This window comes from Flavobacterium aciduliphilum (genome assembly GCF_003268855.1).
Taxonomy (GTDB): Bacteria; Bacteroidota; Bacteroidia; order Flavobacteriales; family Flavobacteriaceae; genus Flavobacterium; species Flavobacterium aciduliphilum.
Window position 1 is genome coordinate 244,787 of record NZ_QLSZ01000002.1, and the last position, 16,507, is coordinate 261,293.

Here is a 16,507-nt window from a genome sequence, read left to right on the forward strand (position 1 = left end):
AATGAAACAAATTACCGATATTTTCTTTGATTTAGATCATACCCTTTGGGATTTTGAAAAAAATTCTGCATTGGCTTTTGAATCTGTTTTTAAAAAACACCAAATTCGGGTTGATTTGAATGAATTTCTCTTGTATTATATACCTTTGAATAAGAAGTATTGGGAGTTGTATCGCCAAGAAAAAGTAACACAGATAGAACTCCGTCATGGAAGGTTAAAAGATGCGTTCGATTTATTGAAATATGAAATTGATTCGACGTTGATTCAAACATTATCAGAAGAATATATTTTCTTTTTGCCTCAATTCAACCATCTTTTTGAAGGAACCATTGAGGTTTTAGAGTATTTGCAACCTAAATACAAACTTCATATTATTACAAATGGTTTTCAGGAAGTTCAGGATGGGAAGATGAAAAATTCTGGGATTACTAGGTATTTTCAAACGGTAACCAATTCGGAAATGGCGGGCGTAAAAAAACCAAATCCTAAAATATTTGAATATGCTTTAAATGCTGCTAATGCAAGTAAAGAAAGCAGTATTATGATTGGTGATTGTATTGATGCCGATGTCAATGGAGCATTAGAATTCGGAATTGATGCCATCCATTTTAATGAAAGTAAAATAGAAATTCCATCCCATATAAAACAAGTCAATAGTTTGATAGAATTAAAAAAGTATTTATAAAATGAAAAAGTATCTTATTCTATTGTTATTAGTTTCAAGTTTCGGATATGGTCAAAATCTGAATGAATACAAATATGCTTTGGTTCCAGCAAAATTTTCCTTTTTGAAAGAACCCGATATGTATGGTTTGAATACTTTAACCAAACTCTACATGCAAAAATATGGTTTCGAAACGTATTTGGACACGGATATTTTTTCAACCGATTTTGCGCGTGACAATTGCAATAGAATAGTGGTCGAAGTAGTGAGTGAAAGCACTATTTTTAGTACTAAAGTCAAAGTGATTTTGAAAGATTGTAAAAATACAATTCTGTTTACCTCTCCTGAAGGTAGAAGCAATGAAAAGGAATATAAAGTTGCCTATAATTTAGCACTTCGAGAAGCTTTTGATTCTTTTGATGTGTTGAAAATGCATAAATATCAAGCATCTGTAAAAACAGACGTGACAAATAATCAATTGGAACATCGCAATGAGGCTCCTGTTATGGGAAATAAAAATGACATCCCAGAATATCGCGCAAGTGAATGGACTTATGTTGTAAATAAACAATCCAACGGGTATTTGATAAAAGATAAATCAAATTCAAGTTTTTTTCTAGAGCTCTTGAAAACAAGTGATCCGACTATTTTTATAGGAAAATCAAATAAAGGTAACGGCATTGTTAGGGTTAAAGGGGATTATTTAGTCTATGAATATTATGAAAAAGAAGTCTTAACCTCCCTGATAATCATGGTTAAGATTTAATACCCATATTTATCTTTCCACCGATTTTTTAAAAATTCTCTAGTGCTATTTTCGCGAGAATTTGTTCCTGGATTATAAAAAACTGTATTAGAAATGGCATCGGGTAAATATTCTTGCTCACTAAAATTATTTGCATAATTATGTGAATATTGATATTCGTCTCCATATCCTAATTCTTTCATTAGTTTGGTGGGTGCGTTGCGTAAATGAAGAGGAACAGGCAAGTCACCAGTTTGTTTTACTAAAGCTTGTGCCTCTCCAATAGCCATATAACTGGCATTACTCTTTGGTGAAGTGGCTAAATAAATAGCGCATTGACTCAAAATGATTCTGCTTTCGGGATAGCCTATTGTTGATACTGCTTGAAAGGTATTATTTGCCATGATGAATGCCGTTGGGTTTGCGTTTCCAATATCTTCACTCGATAAAATGAGCATGCGTCGGGCTATGAATTTTACATCTTCACCCCCTTCAATCATTCGGGCTAACCAATATACCGCACCATTGGGGTCGCTCCCTCGAATCGATTTGATAAATGCTGAAACAATATCGTAATGTTGTTCACCCGTTTTGTCATACAGAACGGTATTTTGTTGTACTAATTCTAGAACTTTGTCATTAGTAATCGTAATGTTATCTCCTGAAGTTGCATTTACAACGAGTTCAAAAATGTTCAGCAACTTACGTCCATCACCACCAGAAAGGCGTAATAAAGCTTCCGATTCTTTAATTTTTATTTTTTTGGAGGAAATTATAGGATCCAATTTCATTGCTCTATCCAAAAGCGATAACAAATCGTCTTTGGAAAACGGATTTAAAATATACACCTGACATCGTGACAATAACGCCGGAATCACTTCGAAACTTGGATTTTCAGTAGTAGCTCCTATTAATGTGACCCAACCTTTTTCTACGGCAGCCAATAAAGAATCTTGTTGAGATTTACTAAAACGATGAATCTCATCAATAAATAGAATGGGGTTTTTAGCCGTAAACAATCCATTGCTTTGTTTGGCTTTTTCAATTACATCCCGAATGTCTTTTACACCAGAATTAATTGCGCTTAGCTCATAAAATGGACGCTGACTTTGTTTTGCAATAATCTGTGCCAAGGTAGTTTTTCCTGTTCCAGGAGAACCCCAAAAAATCATTGACGGAATCACACCACGTACAATTTGTTGTGTCAGCGACCCTTGAGGGCCAACCAGATGCAATTGACTAATATAATCTTCCAATTTTTGAGGACGAATGCGTTCGGCTAAAGGGGCTTCCATTATAATTTGAAATGTAATAATTTGAAGATTTAAAATGCGAATGAACTTAGATAAAGTATTTTAATTCAAACAAGCACTTTACAAATTTAATTATTATAAATCATTTTTAAAGAAATTTTCAAATTATCTCATTTTCAATTTTTCGAATGGATATGACAAAATAGCATTAAAAAAAGATTGGTTGCATTTTTGATACACGATTCATAAGTATGATACATCCTAACGAACATAATCATTTTAAATTTTCTCCATCGACTTGGATAATTCCCACAATGATGTTGTTTATGAATTGGTTTGTTTTTTATGTTGATCATTCCTTTCATTTACATCTTGATGTTCACGGAATTTATCCTAGGACTTTTTCAGGATTACAAGGGGTTGTTTTTAGTCCGTTTTTACACGGTGATTTGAACCATATTGCCAGTAACACTTTGCCATTATTTATTTTGACAACAGCGTTAATTTATTTTTACAGAGAGGTCTCTTTAAAGGTGTTGGTGTATGGGATTTTGCTTTCGGGATTGATTACGTGGGTGATTGGTCGAGCCTCCTATCATATTGGTGCGAGTAGCCTGATTTATGTTTTGGTTTCGTTCATTTTTTTTAAAGGATTGCGAACCCAATATTACCGATTAATGGCTTTATCTTTTACAGTAGTTTTATTGTATGGTAGCATGATTTGGTATGTGTTTCCGCAACCTGAAATTGTGGGCGAAAGTTCGATTTCGTGGGAAGGACATTTAGCAGGTTTGCTCACAGGATTTGTCTTTGCAATGCAATTTAAAACACCCGATTATGTAGAAGACATTCAATTTGATTGGGAAAAACCCGATTTTGACCCAAGTACCGACCCATTTATGAAACGCTTTGATGAAAAAGGCAATTTTGTTAATCCTCCCAAGCCTGAAGAATTAGATGTAGTGGATGAAGAAGTACTTTCAGAGCCAATAAAATACGTTTACTTCTTTAAAGAAAATAAAGGTGAAAACCAGTAAACCATTAAAATGCTTGTTAGCCCCGATAGTAAAGAAAATCTCGCCTTTTTCGGCGAGATTGTAATGTATAGCGGGAAAAAGGTTTGCTGAAAAAGCTCATGCCTTTCGCTTCTAATATAACTGAAAACTGCGACTGTAAACTGTTTATTGTCTCTGTCTAACGGCTTCATACAAAAACGCGCCACAAGCCACAGAAACATTCAAAGAACCGATACTTCCAAACATGGGTAACTTGGCTTTGGCATCTACAATTTTTAATACAGAAGGGTTAATTCCTCTGTCTTCACTTCCCATGATGATGGCCACGGGTTCGTTTAGGGAAATATCATAAAGACTGTCTTCGGTTTTTTCAGTAGCCGCAACGGTTTTGATTCCGCTTCCTTGAAGATAAAAAATAGCATCTTTAATATGATCTACTTTGCAAATTGGAACATTAAATACAGCTCCTGCAGATGTTTTTACCGTATCTCCATTCACGGGTGCCGCACCCGTTTTTTGTACAATGATGCCGTCAACGCCCGTACATTCGGCAGTTCTAATGATTGCGCCAAAGTTTCGGGCATCACTCAATTGGTCAAGAATCAAAAACAAGGGTTTTTTACCACTTTCTACGACACTGTCAACCAAAGTTTCTAGTTTTATGAATGTAATAGGCGCAATAGTGGCTACCGCACCTTGATGGTTATTGGGGGTTAATCGGTTTAATTTTTCAACAGGAACATACGTAAAGTTGATGTTGTTTTTTTTCATCACTTTTATTAATTCCTGCATCAATTCGCCTTGAGCATCGCTTTGAACGAATACTTTGTCGATTTCTTTTTTGGCTTGAATGGCCTCAATGATTGCTCTAATTCCGAAGATTTGGTTTTCTTTTTCCATGGTACAAAAGTAATTCTTTTTGACTATGGTTTAAAAGTTTATGCGTTTAAAAAAGTTTAAAAGTTTGTTTTCAAACTAATATGGATGATCGAATTGGAAAGTTTTATAGCTTGGTTGTTTGTACTTCCATTAGCGTAGACAAAATTCAACAACCCATTTTTTGTAAGAAGTCCAAATCCAAATCCCAGTCCCATTAGATTTCCCGAACTAGACGTAGTTTTATCTTGAAAATACCCATAATCAAAAATAGAGTGAAGGTACAAGGAGGGAGATAGAATATAACAATATTCTGTTAGAACAGATGAAAGGAGCGTTGCTTGAAGACTATTTTCATTAAAACCTCTAATAGAATTTATACCTCCATAACGATAAAGTTCGTTGGTAATATAGGCTTCACTTTGAAGATAATAATTTTGACTTTTTATATTGATGCTGTTCTTTGCATTCAAGTAAAAATGATGTTTGAATAAAAGATTTCCAAAAAATTGATGATTTTGTTGAAATTTTGAATCTCGTCTTCCAGAACCGAATAGCATTGAAATCGAACTTTTTTCTGGAAACAAAATCATATTTGGGTCGTAATCGTTGTATTCGAAATTAGTGGTGTAAAAAGTGTTTTTATAATCGCTCAAAAGAAGCGAGTTGGTGTTTTTTATATCGCTCGATTCGGTAGCTTGGTATCCTAAATACACTCGAGTATTATAATTAAAGTAATATCCCAAGTTGAAGGAGGTTGACGTATTTTGATAAGTGCTGTCTTGTTTGAAAATGTTAAGTTGGGTTTTTAATCCGATGGGACTCTTAAAGATATAAGGAATTACGACGTTGATGTTGAATGTTCTTTGGTCTTTTCCATTGCTTTTCCAATACAGCGCTAGTTTTTCTCCCGAGTTTAACAGATTCATTAATTTCAGATCGACGTTACCAGTAAAAATGAGTTTACTGTTTTCATCGTTTGTGAATCCAATGAATCCATCAAACGAATTGGCTTTTGCTTTTTCGAGGTAAACAAACAATTTAGTTGAATCTTTTGTAAACAGTATTTCAGGATATTTGGTTTGTTTCACAAAACGATACTGAGAAACGTCTCGATAGAGTCGGTCAATATTATCTTGATTAAAAGCCCTTTTTTTATAGATTCGTTTAAGATTGTTGGTATACCCTATAGGGAATTTTTCATATCCATTAATTACGATATCGTTTAAAATTCTTTTTTTACTGGAAGAAATTATTAAATCGGCTGTTACAAAATCCTTTTTTCTATTTAAGTGTGCCAAGTGTATTTTTGCCATAGAAAAACCATCAGATTCTAGTTTTTTTAGCGTTGCATTCAAAAACAACTCACTCTCAGAAAATGGTAGTGTTAAAGTATCGTTCTTAACGCGGTACATTCCCCATTCTTTGATGTTGTATATGTTGCTTATATATATATGTATCGTTTTTGTTTTTTTACCTAATTCATAAGTATATAAAAAAGTACTGTCGTTTAATTTTTTGGTAGTCAAAAGCTCATGTTCCAAAAATCCAAGTTTGAGGAGCTTTTCTGTAAAAGCTTTTTTTTCATTAAATTGGTCATCAGGGTTGTTAAAAGAGGAAGTGTATCCAATAGAATCAATCGTTTGGGTTTGGAATTCATTTTGCCCGTTTATTTTCACATGCCATTTTTGCCCCTGAGAATACAGAGAGCACATAAAGAACATAATAAAAAGAAACTGTTTCATGATTTGAAGCGTAGGGCTTGCGTATATAAGTAAACGATATTCCTGTTGTCCGCTATACAAGGTGTCGCTTCCATCAGGGCTAGAGAACAATCTTTTTTGTTCTTTTGTAATCGTTGTAAAAATAACGGAAAAATTCTGAGTATGGTATATTTTTTAAGTCATTAAAGAATGCTATTGAAAATTAATTAATTATGATTTTTTTTATTAAAAATAATTTATACATTTGCAACCCCGTAAAAAGCGGGAATTTAATAAACAAGTAATTTATAGTAATTAATTATGCCAACTATTCAACAATTAGTAAGAACAGGAAGAGCTCAGATCACTAAGAAGAGTAAATCGGTTGCGTTAGATTCTTGTCCTCAAAGAAGAGGGGTTTGTACACGTGTGTATACAACCACTCCAAAAAAACCAAACTCAGCAATGCGTAAAGTTGCGCGTGTGCGTTTGACAAATGGAAATGAAGTGAATGCTTACATTCCAGGTGAGGGACACAATCTTCAAGAGCACTCGATAGTATTAGTGAGAGGGGGAAGAGTAAAAGATTTACCAGGGGTTAGATACCACATTGTGAGAGGTGCACTTGATACGTCAGGTGTGGCTGGAAGAACACAAAGAAGATCTAAGTATGGTGCAAAACGTCCAAAAGAGGCGAAAAAGTAATTTTTAAAACTTTTATTTAAAGAAAAGACATGAGAAAAAGAGCAGCGAAAAAAAGACCTCTTTTACCAGATCCAAGGTTTAACGACCAATTGGTAACCCGTTTTGTGAACAACTTAATGTGGGATGGTAAAAAATCTACAGCGTTCAAAGTGTTTTATGATGCTATTGATATTGTAGAGACAAAGAAAAATAATGACGAGAAATCAGCATTAGAAGTTTGGAAAGATGCATTAACTAATGTAATGCCTCACGTTGAAGTTCGTTCAAGAAGAGTTGGAGGAGCTACATTCCAAATTCCAATGCAAATCCGCCCAGATCGTAAAATATCGATGGCAATGAAATGGATGATTTTGTACGCTCGTAAAAGAAACGAAAAATCCATGGCTTCAAAGTTAGCTTCAGAAATTTTAGCTGCTGCTAAAGAAGAAGGAGCTGCAGTTAAAAAGAGAATGGATACTCACAAAATGGCAGATGCTAATAAAGCATTCTCTCATTTTAGATTTTAATAGGTAGAGAAATGGCTAGAGATTTAAAATTTACTAGAAATATCGGAATTGCAGCTCACATTGATGCTGGAAAAACGACAACAACAGAACGTATCTTATTCTATACTGGAAAGTCTCACAAAATTGGTGAAGTACACGATGGTGCTGCAACTATGGACTGGATGGCTCAAGAGCAAGAAAGAGGAATTACGATTACTTCTGCAGCTACAACTTGTACTTGGAATTATCCAACAAAACAAGGTAATTTAATACCAGAATCTCAAGGATATCACTTTAATATTATTGATACTCCTGGACACGTTGACTTTACAGTTGAGGTAAATCGTTCTCTTCGTGTATTGGATGGATTAGTATTCTTGTTTTCAGCAGTTGATGGTGTAGAACCACAATCGGAAACTAACTGGAGATTAGCAGATCAATATAGAGTACCTCGTATGGGATTCGTTAACAAAATGGATCGTCAAGGTGCTAACTTCTTGAATGTTTGTCAACAAGTAAAAGATATGTTGAAATCTAATGCGGTGGCTATCACGTTACCAATTGGAGATGAAGCAGACTTTAAAGGAGTTGTGGATTTAGTGAAAAACCAAGCTATTGTTTGGCACGAAGAAACACAAGGAGCAACTTTTGATATTGTAGATATTCCTGCGGATATGGTGGATGATGTTAAACATTACAGATCTATTCTTATAGAGGAAATTGCTACGTATGACGAAAGTTTATTGGATAAATACATGGAAGATGAAAACTCTATTACAGAGGATGAAATCAATGCTGCTTTAAGAGCTGCTACGATTGATATGGCTATTATTCCTATGATTGCTGGTTCGTCTTTCAAAAACAAAGGAGTTCAATTTATGTTGGATGCCGTTTGTAAATATTTACCATCTCCATTAGATAAAGAAGGTATTGAAGGAATTCACCCTGATGATGCCGATTTATTAGAAGAAGATCAAACTAAAATTTTACGTCGTCCTGATGTAAAAGAGCCTTTTGCGGCTTTAGCATTTAAAATTGCTACTGATCCATATGTAGGTCGCTTGGCTTTCTTCCGTGCGTATTCAGGTCGTTTGGATGCAGGTTCATATATCTTAAACACCCGTTCTGGTAACAAAGAGAGAATTTCTCGTATTTACCAAATGCATGCGAACAAACAAAATCCAATCGAGTATATCGAGGCTGGAGATATTGGAGCAGCAGTTGGATTTAAAGATATCAAGACTGGAGATACTATGTGTGATGAAAAGCACCCAATCATTCTTGAGTCAATGAAATTCCCTGATCCGGTAATTGGTATCGCTATTGAGCCAAAAACTAAAGCGGATGTAGATAAAATGGGTATGGCTTTAGCTAAATTGGCTGAAGAAGATCCAACATTTACTGTAAGAACAGACGAAGCTTCTGGACAAACGATTATCTCAGGTATGGGTGAGTTACACTTAGACATTCTTGTGGATCGTATGAAACGTGAATTCAAAGTGGAGGTGAATCAAGGTGAGCCTCAAGTAGAGTACAAAGAAGCTTTCACAAAATCAGCACAACACAGAGAAGTTTATAAAAAACAATCGGGTGGACGTGGTAAATTCGGGGATATCGTTTTCCGTTTGGAGCCTGCTGACGAATTGGATGGTAAAGTACCAGTTGGATTACAGTTTGTGAATGAAGTAAAAGGAGGAAACGTTCCTAAAGAATACATTCCTGCGGTTGAAAAAGGATTCCGTGAAGCTATGAAAACAGGACCTTTAGCAGGTTATCAAGTAGATAGTTTGAAAGTTACTTTATTGGATGGTTCTTATCACCCAGTGGATTCTGATGCACTTTCATTCGAATTGGCTGCAAAAATGGGATACAAAGAAGTAGCTAAAGCTGCTGGAGCTGTAATTCTTGAGCCAATCATGAAAATTGAAGTAATTACTCCAGAAGAAAATATGGGGGATATCGTTGGAGATTTGAACAGAAGAAGAGGTCAAGTAAATGATATGGGTGACAGAAATGGCGCTAAAACAATCAAAGCTAATGTACCACTTTCTGAAATGTTTGGATATGTTACTACCTTAAGAACATTGTCTTCAGGTAGAGCAACTTCTACAATGGAATTTTCACATTACGAACAAACTCCTTCTAATATTTCAGAAGAAGTTATCAAAAAAGCAAAAGGTAACGCTTAATTTTTATCAAAATGAGTCAAAAAATTAGAATAAAATTGAAATCTTACGATCATATGTTGGTTGATAAATCAGCTGAGAAAATCGTAAAAACTGTGAAAAGCACAGGTGCTGTTGTAACAGGTCCAATTCCGTTACCTACGCACAAAAAAATATTTACTGTATTGCGTTCTCCACACGTTAATAAAAAATCGAGAGAGCAATTTGAAGTAAGTTCTTATAAAAGATTGTTAGATATTTACTCTTCTTCTTCAAAAACTATTGATGCTCTTATGAAATTAGAGTTGCCAAGTGGTGTTGAAGTAGAAATAAAAGTGTGATAAATTCTTTTTCAAGTTTAAAAAAGCTGTCTTATTTAAGGCAGCTTTTTTGTTTATAAACAGTATTCGGCATATTTACTTGATTTTTCAATGATTTTAGTCTTTGAAAAATCATAAAAAAAATAAAAAATAAATTGTTGTGTATGTGAAAATTAAGTTTAACTTTGCACGCTCAAAAGAAACAGTCTGTTCTGTTTCGAAATAATTAATTAATAATTTATAATATGTCTGGGTTAATCGGAAAAAAAATCGGCATGACCAGCATTTTTGATGAAAACGGGAAAAATATTCCTTGTACAGTAATCGAAGCTGGACCATGTGTTGTTACCCAAGTCAGAACCAAAGAAGTTGATGGGTATGAAGCACTTCAACTAGGTTTCGATGACAAAACAGAAAAACATGCTACTAAAGCTGATTTAGGTCACTTTAAAAAAGCAGGTACTTCTGCTAAAAAGAAAGTCGTTGAATTCCAAGGTTTTGAGGGTGAGTTTAAGTTAGGTGATAATATCACTGTAGAAGTTTTCAACGAAGGAGAATTTGTTGATGTACAGGGTGTGTCAAAAGGAAAAGGTTTCCAAGGTGTTGTTAAGCGTCACGGTTTTGGTGGGGTTGGGCAATCTACACATGGACAACACAATCGTTTGAGAGCGCCTGGTTCTGTAGGAGCATCTTCCTATCCATCACGCGTGTTCAAAGGAATGCGTATGGCTGGAAGAATGGGTGGTGTAAATGTAAAAGTGCAAAATCTTAGAGTTTTAAAAGTGGTTGCTGAAAAGAATCTACTTGTTGTTAAGGGAGCTATTCCTGGGTGCAAAAACTCTTACGTAATCATTCAGAAGTAATGGAAGTAAAAGTATTAGACATCAACGGAAAAGAAACTGGAAGAAAAGTTCAACTTTCTGATTCAGTTTTCGCAATTGAGCCAAATAATCACGCTGTTTATCTTGATGTTAAGCAATATCTTGCCAATCAAAGACAAGGTACGCACAAATCAAAAGAAAGAGCAGAAGTAGCTGGTTCTACACGTAAAATTAAAAAACAAAAAGGGACTGGTACTGCAAGAGCAGGTAGTAAAAAATCACCAGTTTTCAAAGGCGGAGGTACTATTTTTGGGCCTAGACCAAGAAATTACTCTTTTAAATTGAATAAAGGTTTGAAAAGATTAGCTCGTAAGTCAGCTTTCTCAATTAAAGCTAAAGAATCTAATGTAATGGTTGTTGAAAATTTTGATTTTGAAACACCAAATACAAAAAAATTCATTAGTATTTTGAAAGCCTTAGGGTTAGAAAATAAAAAATCTCTTTTTGTGTTGGGTGATTCAAATAAAAATGTATATTTGTCGTCACGCAATTTGAAAACATCTAATGTTGTAACTAATTCAGAATTAAGCACTTATTCAATTTTAAATGCGAATAACTTGGTTTTATTAGAAGGATCATTAGAGGGAATTGAAGAAAATTTAAGTAAATAACAAGCCATGAGTATCATAGTTAAACCTATTATTACAGAAAAAATCACCAAAGAAGGTGAGGTTTTCAATCGTTTTGGTTTCGTTGTAGATAGAAATGCAAACAAAGTTCAAATTAAGAAAGCTGTTGAAGCTGCTTATGGTGTGACTGTTGTGGGTGTGAATACAATGAATGTTAGACCAGATAGAACTACTAAATACACTAAAAGTGGTTTGATAAGTGGAAAGACTAATGCTTACAAAAAAGCAGTAGTTCAAGTACAAGAAGGAGAAACAATAGATTTTTACAACAATATCTAATAAAACAAGATGTCAGTAAGAAAATTAAAACCTATTACCCCGGGTCAGCGTTTTAGAGTTGTGAATGGTTTTGACGCCATTACAACTGATAAGCCGGAAAGATCATTGATTGCACCGATAAAAAACTCAGGAGGTAGAAATAGTCAAGGAAAAATGACCATGCGTTACACTGGCGGTGGTCACAAACAAAGATATCGTATCATTGATTTCAAAAGAGCTAAAGTTGGTGTTCCAGCTACAGTAAAATCAATTGAGTACGATCCAAATAGAACTGCTTTTATCGCATTATTGTGGTATGCTGATGGAGAAAAAACGTATATTATTGCTCAAAATGGATTGCAAGTAGGTCAAACTCTTGTGTCTGGTGAAAATGCGGCTCCAGAAATCGGAAATACTTTACCGTTAAGTAAAATTCCTCTTGGAACTGTGATTTCTTGTATTGAATTACGTCCAGGACAAGGTGCTGTTATTGCAAGAAGTGCAGGTACTTTTGCTCAATTAATGGCAAGAGATGGGAAATATGCTACTATTAAAATGCCTTCAGGGGAGACAAGATTAATCTTGTTGACTTGTTCGGCTACCATAGGAGCTGTTTCAAATTCTGATCATCAGTTAATTGTATCTGGTAAAGCAGGTAGAACAAGATGGTTGGGAAGAAGACCAAGAACGAGACCAGTAGCAATGAACCCTGTTGATCACCCAATGGGAGGTGGTGAAGGTCGTTCTTCTGGAGGTCATCCACGTTCTAGAAAAGGTCTTCCTGCTAAAGGTTATAGAACTCGTTCTAAAGTTAACCCGAGTAATAAGTATATTGTTGAACGCAGAAAGAAATAATTAGATAGACATGGCACGTTCATTAAAAAAAGGACCTTTTGTACATTATAAATTAGATAAAAAAGTTCAAGAAAATATTGCTGGTGGAAATAAAGGAGTGGTTAAGACTTGGTCTAGAGCTTCAATGATTACTCCAGATTTTGTTGGACAAACTATCGCAGTACACAACGGTCGTCAATTTGTTCCAGTTTATGTAACTGAGAACATGGTAGGTCATAAATTAGGAGAGTTTTCACCAACAAGATCTTTTAGAGGTCATGCTGGAGCAAAAAATAAAGGTAAAAAATAAGAAGCAATGGGAGTTCGTAAAAGAGAAACTGCAGACGCAAGAAAAGAGGCTAACAAGTCGATAGCATTTGCTAAATTGAATAACTGCCCTACTTCACCTAGAAAAATGCGCTTAGTAGCAGACTTGGTAAGAGGTCAGAAAGTGGAAAGAGCTTTAAATATATTAAGATTTAGCTCAAAAGAAGCTTCAAGAAAATTAGAAAAACTATTATTATCTGCGATCAATAACTGGGAGCAAAAAAATAGTGAAGGTAATGTAGCTGAAGCAGGCTTAATCGTTAAAGAAATCCGTGTGGATGGAGGTATGATGTTAAAAAGACTACGTCCAGCACCACAAGGAAGAGCACACAGAATTAGAAAACGTTCTAATCACGTTACTATCGTATTAGGACAATTAGATAACACACAAGCAAATTAATAAAAAGATGGGACAAAAGACAAATCCAATAGGAAACAGACTTGGGATCATCAGAGGATGGGATTCAAACTGGTATGGTGGAAATGATTACGGTGACAAAATCGCTGAAGATTATAAAATCAGAAAGTATATCCATGCTCGTTTATCAAAAGCTAGTGTATCAAAAGTAATCATCGAGAGAACTTTAAAACTCGTAACCGTTACTATCACTACTGCTAGACCTGGTATTATTATCGGGAAAGGGGGTCAAGAGGTAGACAAGTTGAAAGAAGAACTTAAGAAAATTACTGACAAAGAAGTTCAAATTAACATCTTTGAAATTAAAAGACCTGAGTTAGATGCTTATTTGGTTGCAACAAGTATCGCTCGTCAAATTGAAAGCCGTATTTCATACAGAAGAGCTATAAAAATGGCTATCGCGGCAGCTATGCGTATGAATGCAGAAGGTATTAAAGTGATGATTTCAGGTCGTTTGAATGGTGCCGAAATGGCTCGTTCAGAAGGTTTTAAAGAAGGAAGAATTCCTTTGTCAACTTTCAGAGCTGATATTGATTATGCACTAGGTGAAGCACATACTACTTATGGTAGAATGGGAATCAAAGTGTGGATCATGAAAGGCGAGGTGTATGGTAAACGTGATTTATCTCCGTTGATTGGTATGGATAAAAAACAAGCTTCTTCAGGAAAAGGAGATGCTCCAAGAGGTGGTAAATCTAATGGTAAATCTAGTCCTCGTAAGAGAAAGTAATTTTTTAAATTAGAAAAAAATGTTACAGCCTAAAAGAACAAAATATCGTAAGGTACAAAAGGGTAGAATGAAAGGTGTTTCTCAAAGAGGACACGTTCTTTCAAGTGGAATGTTCGGTATAAAATCTGTACATGAAACGGGCATGTTTTTAACTTCTCGTCAAATTGAGGCAGCTCGTATTGCAGCTACTCGTTATATGAAAAGAGAGGGTCAATTATGGATTAATGTTTTTCCTGATAAACCAATTACTAAAAAGCCTCTTGAGGTACGTATGGGTAAAGGAAAAGGAGCAGTTGAATATTGGGCTGCTGTAGTTAAACCAGGTAAAATTATGTTTGAAGTTGGAGGTGTGCCTTTAGCAGTAGCCAAAGAAGCGTTGCGTCTTGCTGCTCAAAAACTTCCAGTTAAAACTAAGTTTGTTGTTGCTAGAGATTTCGAAGCATAATAAAAATTAATTATGAAACAATCAGAAATTATTAGTCTGTCTACAGCTGAGTTACAAGTAAAACTTAGTGAGGTAAGAAAAACGTATGCTGAATTAAGAACAGCTCATGCTATTTCACCAATTCAAAACCCACTTCAAATTAGAACAATGAGAAGAACGGTTGCAAGATTGGCAACAGAATTAAGCAAAAGAGAGTTACAATAATTGTAATCTGCTGAATGATGGAAAAAAGAAATTTAAGAAAAGAAAGAGTTGGTGTTGTTACGAGCAATAAGATGCACAAATCTATTGTAGTTTCAGAAACTAAAAAAGTAAAACACCCATTATATGGTAAGTTCGTGTTAAAAACTAAAAAATATGTTGCACACGACGAAACAAATGATTGTAACATTGGTGATACAGTAAAGATCATGGAAACAAGACCTTTATCTAAATCTAAATGTTGGAGATTAGTTGAAATCATTGAAAGAGCGAAATAGTTATGGTACAACAGGAATCTAGATTAAAAGTAGCAGATAACACAGGAGCCAAAGAAGTTTTGACTATCCGTGTTTTAGGAGGAACGAAACGTCGTTATGCCTCTGTTGGAGATAAAATTGTAGTATCTATTAAAGATGCAACACCAAACGGAAACGTTAAAAAAGGTGCTGTATCTACTGCAGTTGTTGTACGTACCAAAAAAGAAGTGAGAAGAGCTGATGGTTCTTATATCCGTTTCGACGATAATGCTTGTGTTCTTTTGAATGCAGCTGGTGAAATGAGAGGTACTCGTGTTTTTGGTCCGGTAGCCAGAGAACTTCGTGAAAAACAATTCATGAAAATTGTATCATTAGCACCTGAAGTGCTTTAATTCGATTAATGATGACAAAGTTAAAAATTAAATCAGGCGACGTAGTTAAAGTTATTGCTGGAGATCATAAAGGGTCTGAAGGTAAAATTTTAAAAGTTGATCGCGAGAATAATAAGGCGATTGTTGAGGGTGTAAATATGGTTTCAAAACACACGAAACCAAGTGCAAAAAATCCTCAAGGGGGAATCGTTAAAAAGGAAGCACCAATTCATATTTCTAACTTATCTTTAGTAGATGCTAAATCTAAAAAAGTTACTAAAGTTGGATTTAAAATGGAAGGTGATAAGAAAGTAAGATTTTCAAAAAAATCTAATCAAGTATTGTAGTTATGGCATATATCCCTAGACTTAAAGAAGAATATAAGAGTAGAGTAATTCCTGCTCTTAAAGAGGAATTTGGTTACAAAAACATTATGCAAGTTCCTAAACTTGAGAAAATTGTTGTAAGCCGTGGTGTTGGTGCGGCAGTTTCTGATAAAAAATTAGTTGATTATGCAGTAGATGAGTTAACTAAAATTACAGGACAAAAAGCATTAGCTACTATTTCTAAAAAAGACGTTGCATCTTTTAAATTAAGAAAAGGTATGCCAATTGGAGCTAAAGTAACCTTACGTGGTGAAAAGATGTATGAGTTTCTTGATAGACTTGTAACATCTGCATTACCACGTGTTAGAGATTTCAATGGAATCAAAGCTACTGGTTTTGATGGTAGAGGTAATTATAATTTAGGAGTTTTAGAACAAATCATTTTCCCAGAAATTGATATTGATAAAGTAAATAAAATTTCAGGAATGGATATTACTTTTGTAACTACTGCTAATACTGACAAAGAAGCAAAATCATTACTTGCTGAATTAGGTTTACCTTTTAAAAAGAATTAAGATATGGCTAAGGAATCAATGAAAGCCCGTGAGGTTAAAAGACAAAAAACGGTAGAAAAGTATGCTGAAAAAAGAAAGGCTTTGTTAGAAGCTGGAGATTATGAAGGTTTACAAAAGTTACCAAAAAATGCTTCTCCAGTTCGTTTGCACAATCGTTGTAAATTAACAGGACGACCAAGAGGGTATATGCGTCAATTTGGTATTTCACGTGTTACATTCCGTGAAATGGCAAATCAAGGTTTAATTCCAGGTGTTAAAAAAGCAAGCTGGTAAAATAATAGTATAATTGGTTAAAGGTTCATGTAGCGAGTGCTACATGAAAA

The 16,507-nt window shown here is 34.7% G+C and carries 24 protein-coding genes; 21 read left to right on the forward strand and 3 right to left on the reverse strand.

Annotated elements, in window-relative coordinates; all coding sequences use genetic code 11:
• The first annotated feature begins 1 nt into the window (after position 1).
• Both CLV55_RS03890 and CLV55_RS03895 read left to right on the forward strand, forming a co-directional pair.
• Positions 2 to 685, forward strand: a complete 684-nt coding sequence (locus CLV55_RS03890) for a YjjG family noncanonical pyrimidine nucleotidase (RefSeq protein WP_112112430.1) — start codon at positions 2 to 4, stop codon at positions 683 to 685.
• Between the two features lies 1 nt (position 686).
• Positions 687 to 1,430 (forward strand): hypothetical protein, encoded by a 744-nt coding sequence (locus tag CLV55_RS03895; RefSeq protein WP_112112431.1) that lies wholly within the window; start codon positions 687 to 689, stop codon positions 1,428 to 1,430.
• Here CLV55_RS03895 and CLV55_RS03900 read toward each other — a convergent pair.
• Positions 1,427 to 2,704, reverse strand: a complete 1,278-nt coding sequence (locus CLV55_RS03900) for a replication-associated recombination protein A (RefSeq protein WP_112112432.1) — start codon at positions 2,702 to 2,704, stop codon at positions 1,427 to 1,429. The two genes, CLV55_RS03895 and CLV55_RS03900, sit on opposite strands and share 4 nt — an antisense overlap.
• 209 nt (positions 2,705 to 2,913) lie before the next feature.
• On the opposite strand from CLV55_RS03900, the gene CLV55_RS03905 reads away from it, so the two are divergent.
• Positions 2,914 to 3,699 carry a rhomboid family intramembrane serine protease gene (locus tag CLV55_RS03905; RefSeq protein ID WP_245902676.1) on the forward strand — a complete coding sequence of 262 codons (786 nt, stop codon included), beginning with the start codon at positions 2,914 to 2,916 and terminating at the stop codon, positions 3,697 to 3,699.
• A gap of 144 nt (positions 3,700 to 3,843) precedes the next feature.
• Here CLV55_RS03905 and rlmB read toward each other — a convergent pair whose 3' ends face one another.
• Together rlmB and CLV55_RS03915 are read right to left on the reverse strand one after the other, a co-directional pair.
• On the reverse strand, positions 3,844 to 4,578 hold the full coding sequence (rlmB, locus tag CLV55_RS03910; protein ID WP_112112433.1) for a 23S rRNA (guanosine(2251)-2'-O)-methyltransferase RlmB: 735 nt from the start codon (positions 4,576 to 4,578) through the stop codon (positions 3,844 to 3,846).
• A gap of 56 nt (positions 4,579 to 4,634) precedes the next feature.
• Positions 4,635 to 6,299 carry a BamA/TamA family outer membrane protein gene (locus CLV55_RS03915; RefSeq protein ID WP_112112434.1) on the reverse strand — a complete coding sequence of 555 codons (1,665 nt, stop codon included), beginning with the start codon at positions 6,297 to 6,299 and terminating at the stop codon, positions 4,635 to 4,637.
• A 279-nt stretch (positions 6,300 to 6,578) separates the two neighbouring features.
• Here CLV55_RS03915 and rpsL point away from each other — a divergent pair, with 279 nt between their 5' ends.
• The 18 genes from rpsL to rpsN all read left to right on the forward strand — a co-directional run bounded on the left by rpsL (position 6,579) and on the right by rpsN (position 16,457).
• Positions 6,579 to 6,962: a 30S ribosomal protein S12 gene (gene rpsL / locus CLV55_RS03920; RefSeq protein WP_112112435.1), complete on the forward strand. Its 384-nt coding sequence runs from the start codon at positions 6,579 to 6,581 to the stop codon at positions 6,960 to 6,962.
• A 29-nt stretch (positions 6,963 to 6,991) separates the two neighbouring features.
• The gene (gene rpsG, locus CLV55_RS03925) at positions 6,992 to 7,468 is read left to right on the forward strand and encodes a 30S ribosomal protein S7 (RefSeq protein WP_112112436.1); all 477 of its coding nucleotides are present in this window, start codon (positions 6,992 to 6,994) and stop codon (positions 7,466 to 7,468) included.
• An 11-nt stretch (positions 7,469 to 7,479) separates the two neighbouring features.
• The gene (gene fusA / locus CLV55_RS03930; RefSeq protein WP_112112437.1) at positions 7,480 to 9,636 is read left to right on the forward strand and encodes an elongation factor G; all 2,157 of its coding nucleotides are present in this window, start codon (positions 7,480 to 7,482) and stop codon (positions 9,634 to 9,636) included.
• A gap of 11 nt (positions 9,637 to 9,647) precedes the next feature.
• Positions 9,648 to 9,953 carry a 30S ribosomal protein S10 gene (gene rpsJ / locus CLV55_RS03935; RefSeq protein ID WP_023579610.1) on the forward strand — a complete coding sequence of 102 codons (306 nt, stop codon included), beginning with the start codon at positions 9,648 to 9,650 and terminating at the stop codon, positions 9,951 to 9,953.
• Positions 9,954 to 10,177: 224 nt separating this feature from the next.
• On the forward strand, positions 10,178 to 10,795 hold the full coding sequence (gene rplC / locus CLV55_RS03940) for a 50S ribosomal protein L3 (protein ID WP_112112438.1): 618 nt from the start codon (positions 10,178 to 10,180) through the stop codon (positions 10,793 to 10,795).
• On the forward strand, positions 10,795 to 11,424 hold the full coding sequence (gene rplD, locus CLV55_RS03945; RefSeq protein WP_112112439.1) for a 50S ribosomal protein L4: 630 nt from the start codon (positions 10,795 to 10,797) through the stop codon (positions 11,422 to 11,424). Before rplC ends, rplD begins: the two co-directional genes overlap by 1 nt.
• 6 nt (positions 11,425 to 11,430) lie before the next feature.
• Positions 11,431 to 11,721, forward strand: coding sequence for a 50S ribosomal protein L23 (gene rplW, locus CLV55_RS03950; RefSeq protein WP_112112440.1), 291 nt, complete (start codon positions 11,431 to 11,433; stop codon positions 11,719 to 11,721).
• Between the two features lie 9 nt (positions 11,722 to 11,730).
• Complete coding sequence (gene rplB / locus CLV55_RS03955; protein WP_112112441.1) at positions 11,731 to 12,555, forward strand: 50S ribosomal protein L2; 825 nt, start codon at positions 11,731 to 11,733, stop codon at positions 12,553 to 12,555.
• A gap of 10 nt (positions 12,556 to 12,565) precedes the next feature.
• On the forward strand, positions 12,566 to 12,844 hold the full coding sequence (gene rpsS, locus CLV55_RS03960) for a 30S ribosomal protein S19 (protein ID WP_007136562.1): 279 nt from the start codon (positions 12,566 to 12,568) through the stop codon (positions 12,842 to 12,844).
• 6 nt (positions 12,845 to 12,850) lie between these two features.
• Positions 12,851 to 13,261, forward strand: coding sequence for a 50S ribosomal protein L22 (rplV, locus tag CLV55_RS03965; protein ID WP_112112442.1), 411 nt, complete (start codon positions 12,851 to 12,853; stop codon positions 13,259 to 13,261).
• A 7-nt stretch (positions 13,262 to 13,268) separates the two neighbouring features.
• Complete coding sequence (gene rpsC / locus CLV55_RS03970) at positions 13,269 to 14,009, forward strand: 30S ribosomal protein S3 (protein ID WP_112112443.1); 741 nt, start codon at positions 13,269 to 13,271, stop codon at positions 14,007 to 14,009.
• A 19-nt stretch (positions 14,010 to 14,028) separates the two neighbouring features.
• Positions 14,029 to 14,454, forward strand: a complete 426-nt coding sequence (gene rplP, locus CLV55_RS03975; RefSeq protein ID WP_112112444.1) for a 50S ribosomal protein L16 — start codon at positions 14,029 to 14,031, stop codon at positions 14,452 to 14,454.
• 12 nt (positions 14,455 to 14,466) lie between these two features.
• Entirely contained in the window at positions 14,467 to 14,658 is a 192-nt protein-coding gene (gene rpmC, locus CLV55_RS03980; protein ID WP_112112445.1) for a 50S ribosomal protein L29, read from the forward strand.
• Between the two features lie 17 nt (positions 14,659 to 14,675).
• On the forward strand, positions 14,676 to 14,933 hold the full coding sequence (rpsQ, locus tag CLV55_RS03985) for a 30S ribosomal protein S17 (protein ID WP_112112446.1): 258 nt from the start codon (positions 14,676 to 14,678) through the stop codon (positions 14,931 to 14,933).
• A gap of 2 nt (positions 14,934 to 14,935) precedes the next feature.
• Positions 14,936 to 15,304, forward strand: a complete 369-nt coding sequence (gene rplN / locus CLV55_RS03990; RefSeq protein ID WP_007803649.1) for a 50S ribosomal protein L14 — start codon at positions 14,936 to 14,938, stop codon at positions 15,302 to 15,304.
• A gap of 11 nt (positions 15,305 to 15,315) precedes the next feature.
• On the forward strand, positions 15,316 to 15,630 hold the full coding sequence (gene rplX, locus CLV55_RS03995; RefSeq protein WP_112112487.1) for a 50S ribosomal protein L24: 315 nt from the start codon (positions 15,316 to 15,318) through the stop codon (positions 15,628 to 15,630).
• Positions 15,631 to 15,632: 2 nt separating this feature from the next.
• Positions 15,633 to 16,184, forward strand: coding sequence for a 50S ribosomal protein L5 (gene rplE / locus CLV55_RS04000; protein WP_112112447.1), 552 nt, complete (start codon positions 15,633 to 15,635; stop codon positions 16,182 to 16,184).
• A 3-nt stretch (positions 16,185 to 16,187) separates the two neighbouring features.
• Positions 16,188 to 16,457, forward strand: a complete 270-nt coding sequence (rpsN, locus tag CLV55_RS04005) for a 30S ribosomal protein S14 (protein WP_112112448.1) — start codon at positions 16,188 to 16,190, stop codon at positions 16,455 to 16,457.
• Positions 16,458 to 16,507: the final 50 nt, after the last annotated feature.

Bases quoted from the DNA above. Each gene is read 5' to 3' on its own strand.
- rpsJ (WP_023579610.1), top strand. From the start codon at position 9,648: ATGAGTCAAAAAATTAGAATAAAATTGAAATCTTACGATCATATGTTG.
- rplE (WP_112112447.1), top strand. From the start codon at position 15,633: ATGGCATATATCCCTAGACTTAAAGAAGAATATAAGAGTAGAGTAATT.
- rplB (WP_112112441.1), top strand. From the start codon at position 11,731: ATGTCAGTAAGAAAATTAAAACCTATTACCCCGGGTCAGCGTTTTAGA.
- rplV (WP_112112442.1), top strand. From the start codon at position 12,851: ATGGGAGTTCGTAAAAGAGAAACTGCAGACGCAAGAAAAGAGGCTAAC.
- rpsN (WP_112112448.1), top strand. From the start codon at position 16,188: ATGGCTAAGGAATCAATGAAAGCCCGTGAGGTTAAAAGACAAAAAACG.
- rplN (WP_007803649.1), top strand. From the start codon at position 14,936: ATGGTACAACAGGAATCTAGATTAAAAGTAGCAGATAACACAGGAGCC.
- CLV55_RS03915 (WP_112112434.1), bottom strand. From the start codon at position 6,299: ATGAAACAGTTTCTTTTTATTATGTTCTTTATGTGCTCTCTGTATTCT.
- rplX (WP_112112487.1), top strand. From the start codon at position 15,316: ATGACAAAGTTAAAAATTAAATCAGGCGACGTAGTTAAAGTTATTGCT.
- CLV55_RS03900 (WP_112112432.1), bottom strand. From the start codon at position 2,704: ATGGAAGCCCCTTTAGCCGAACGCATTCGTCCTCAAAAATTGGAAGAT.
- rlmB (WP_112112433.1), bottom strand. From the start codon at position 4,578: ATGGAAAAAGAAAACCAAATCTTCGGAATTAGAGCAATCATTGAGGCC.
- rpsS (WP_007136562.1), top strand. From the start codon at position 12,566: ATGGCACGTTCATTAAAAAAAGGACCTTTTGTACATTATAAATTAGAT.
- rpsG (WP_112112436.1), top strand. From the start codon at position 6,992: ATGAGAAAAAGAGCAGCGAAAAAAAGACCTCTTTTACCAGATCCAAGG.
- rplD (WP_112112439.1), top strand. From the start codon at position 10,795: ATGGAAGTAAAAGTATTAGACATCAACGGAAAAGAAACTGGAAGAAAA.
- rpsC (WP_112112443.1), top strand. From the start codon at position 13,269: ATGGGACAAAAGACAAATCCAATAGGAAACAGACTTGGGATCATCAGA.
- CLV55_RS03895 (WP_112112431.1), top strand. From the start codon at position 687: ATGAAAAAGTATCTTATTCTATTGTTATTAGTTTCAAGTTTCGGATAT.
- fusA (WP_112112437.1), top strand. From the start codon at position 7,480: ATGGCTAGAGATTTAAAATTTACTAGAAATATCGGAATTGCAGCTCAC.
- rpmC (WP_112112445.1), top strand. From the start codon at position 14,467: ATGAAACAATCAGAAATTATTAGTCTGTCTACAGCTGAGTTACAAGTA.
- rplP (WP_112112444.1), top strand. From the start codon at position 14,029: ATGTTACAGCCTAAAAGAACAAAATATCGTAAGGTACAAAAGGGTAGA.
- rpsL (WP_112112435.1), top strand. From the start codon at position 6,579: ATGCCAACTATTCAACAATTAGTAAGAACAGGAAGAGCTCAGATCACT.
- CLV55_RS03890 (WP_112112430.1), top strand. From the start codon at position 2: ATGAAACAAATTACCGATATTTTCTTTGATTTAGATCATACCCTTTGG.
- rplW (WP_112112440.1), top strand. From the start codon at position 11,431: ATGAGTATCATAGTTAAACCTATTATTACAGAAAAAATCACCAAAGAA.
- rplC (WP_112112438.1), top strand. From the start codon at position 10,178: ATGTCTGGGTTAATCGGAAAAAAAATCGGCATGACCAGCATTTTTGAT.
- rpsQ (WP_112112446.1), top strand. From the start codon at position 14,676: ATGGAAAAAAGAAATTTAAGAAAAGAAAGAGTTGGTGTTGTTACGAGC.
- CLV55_RS03905 (WP_245902676.1), top strand. From the start codon at position 2,914: ATGATACATCCTAACGAACATAATCATTTTAAATTTTCTCCATCGACT.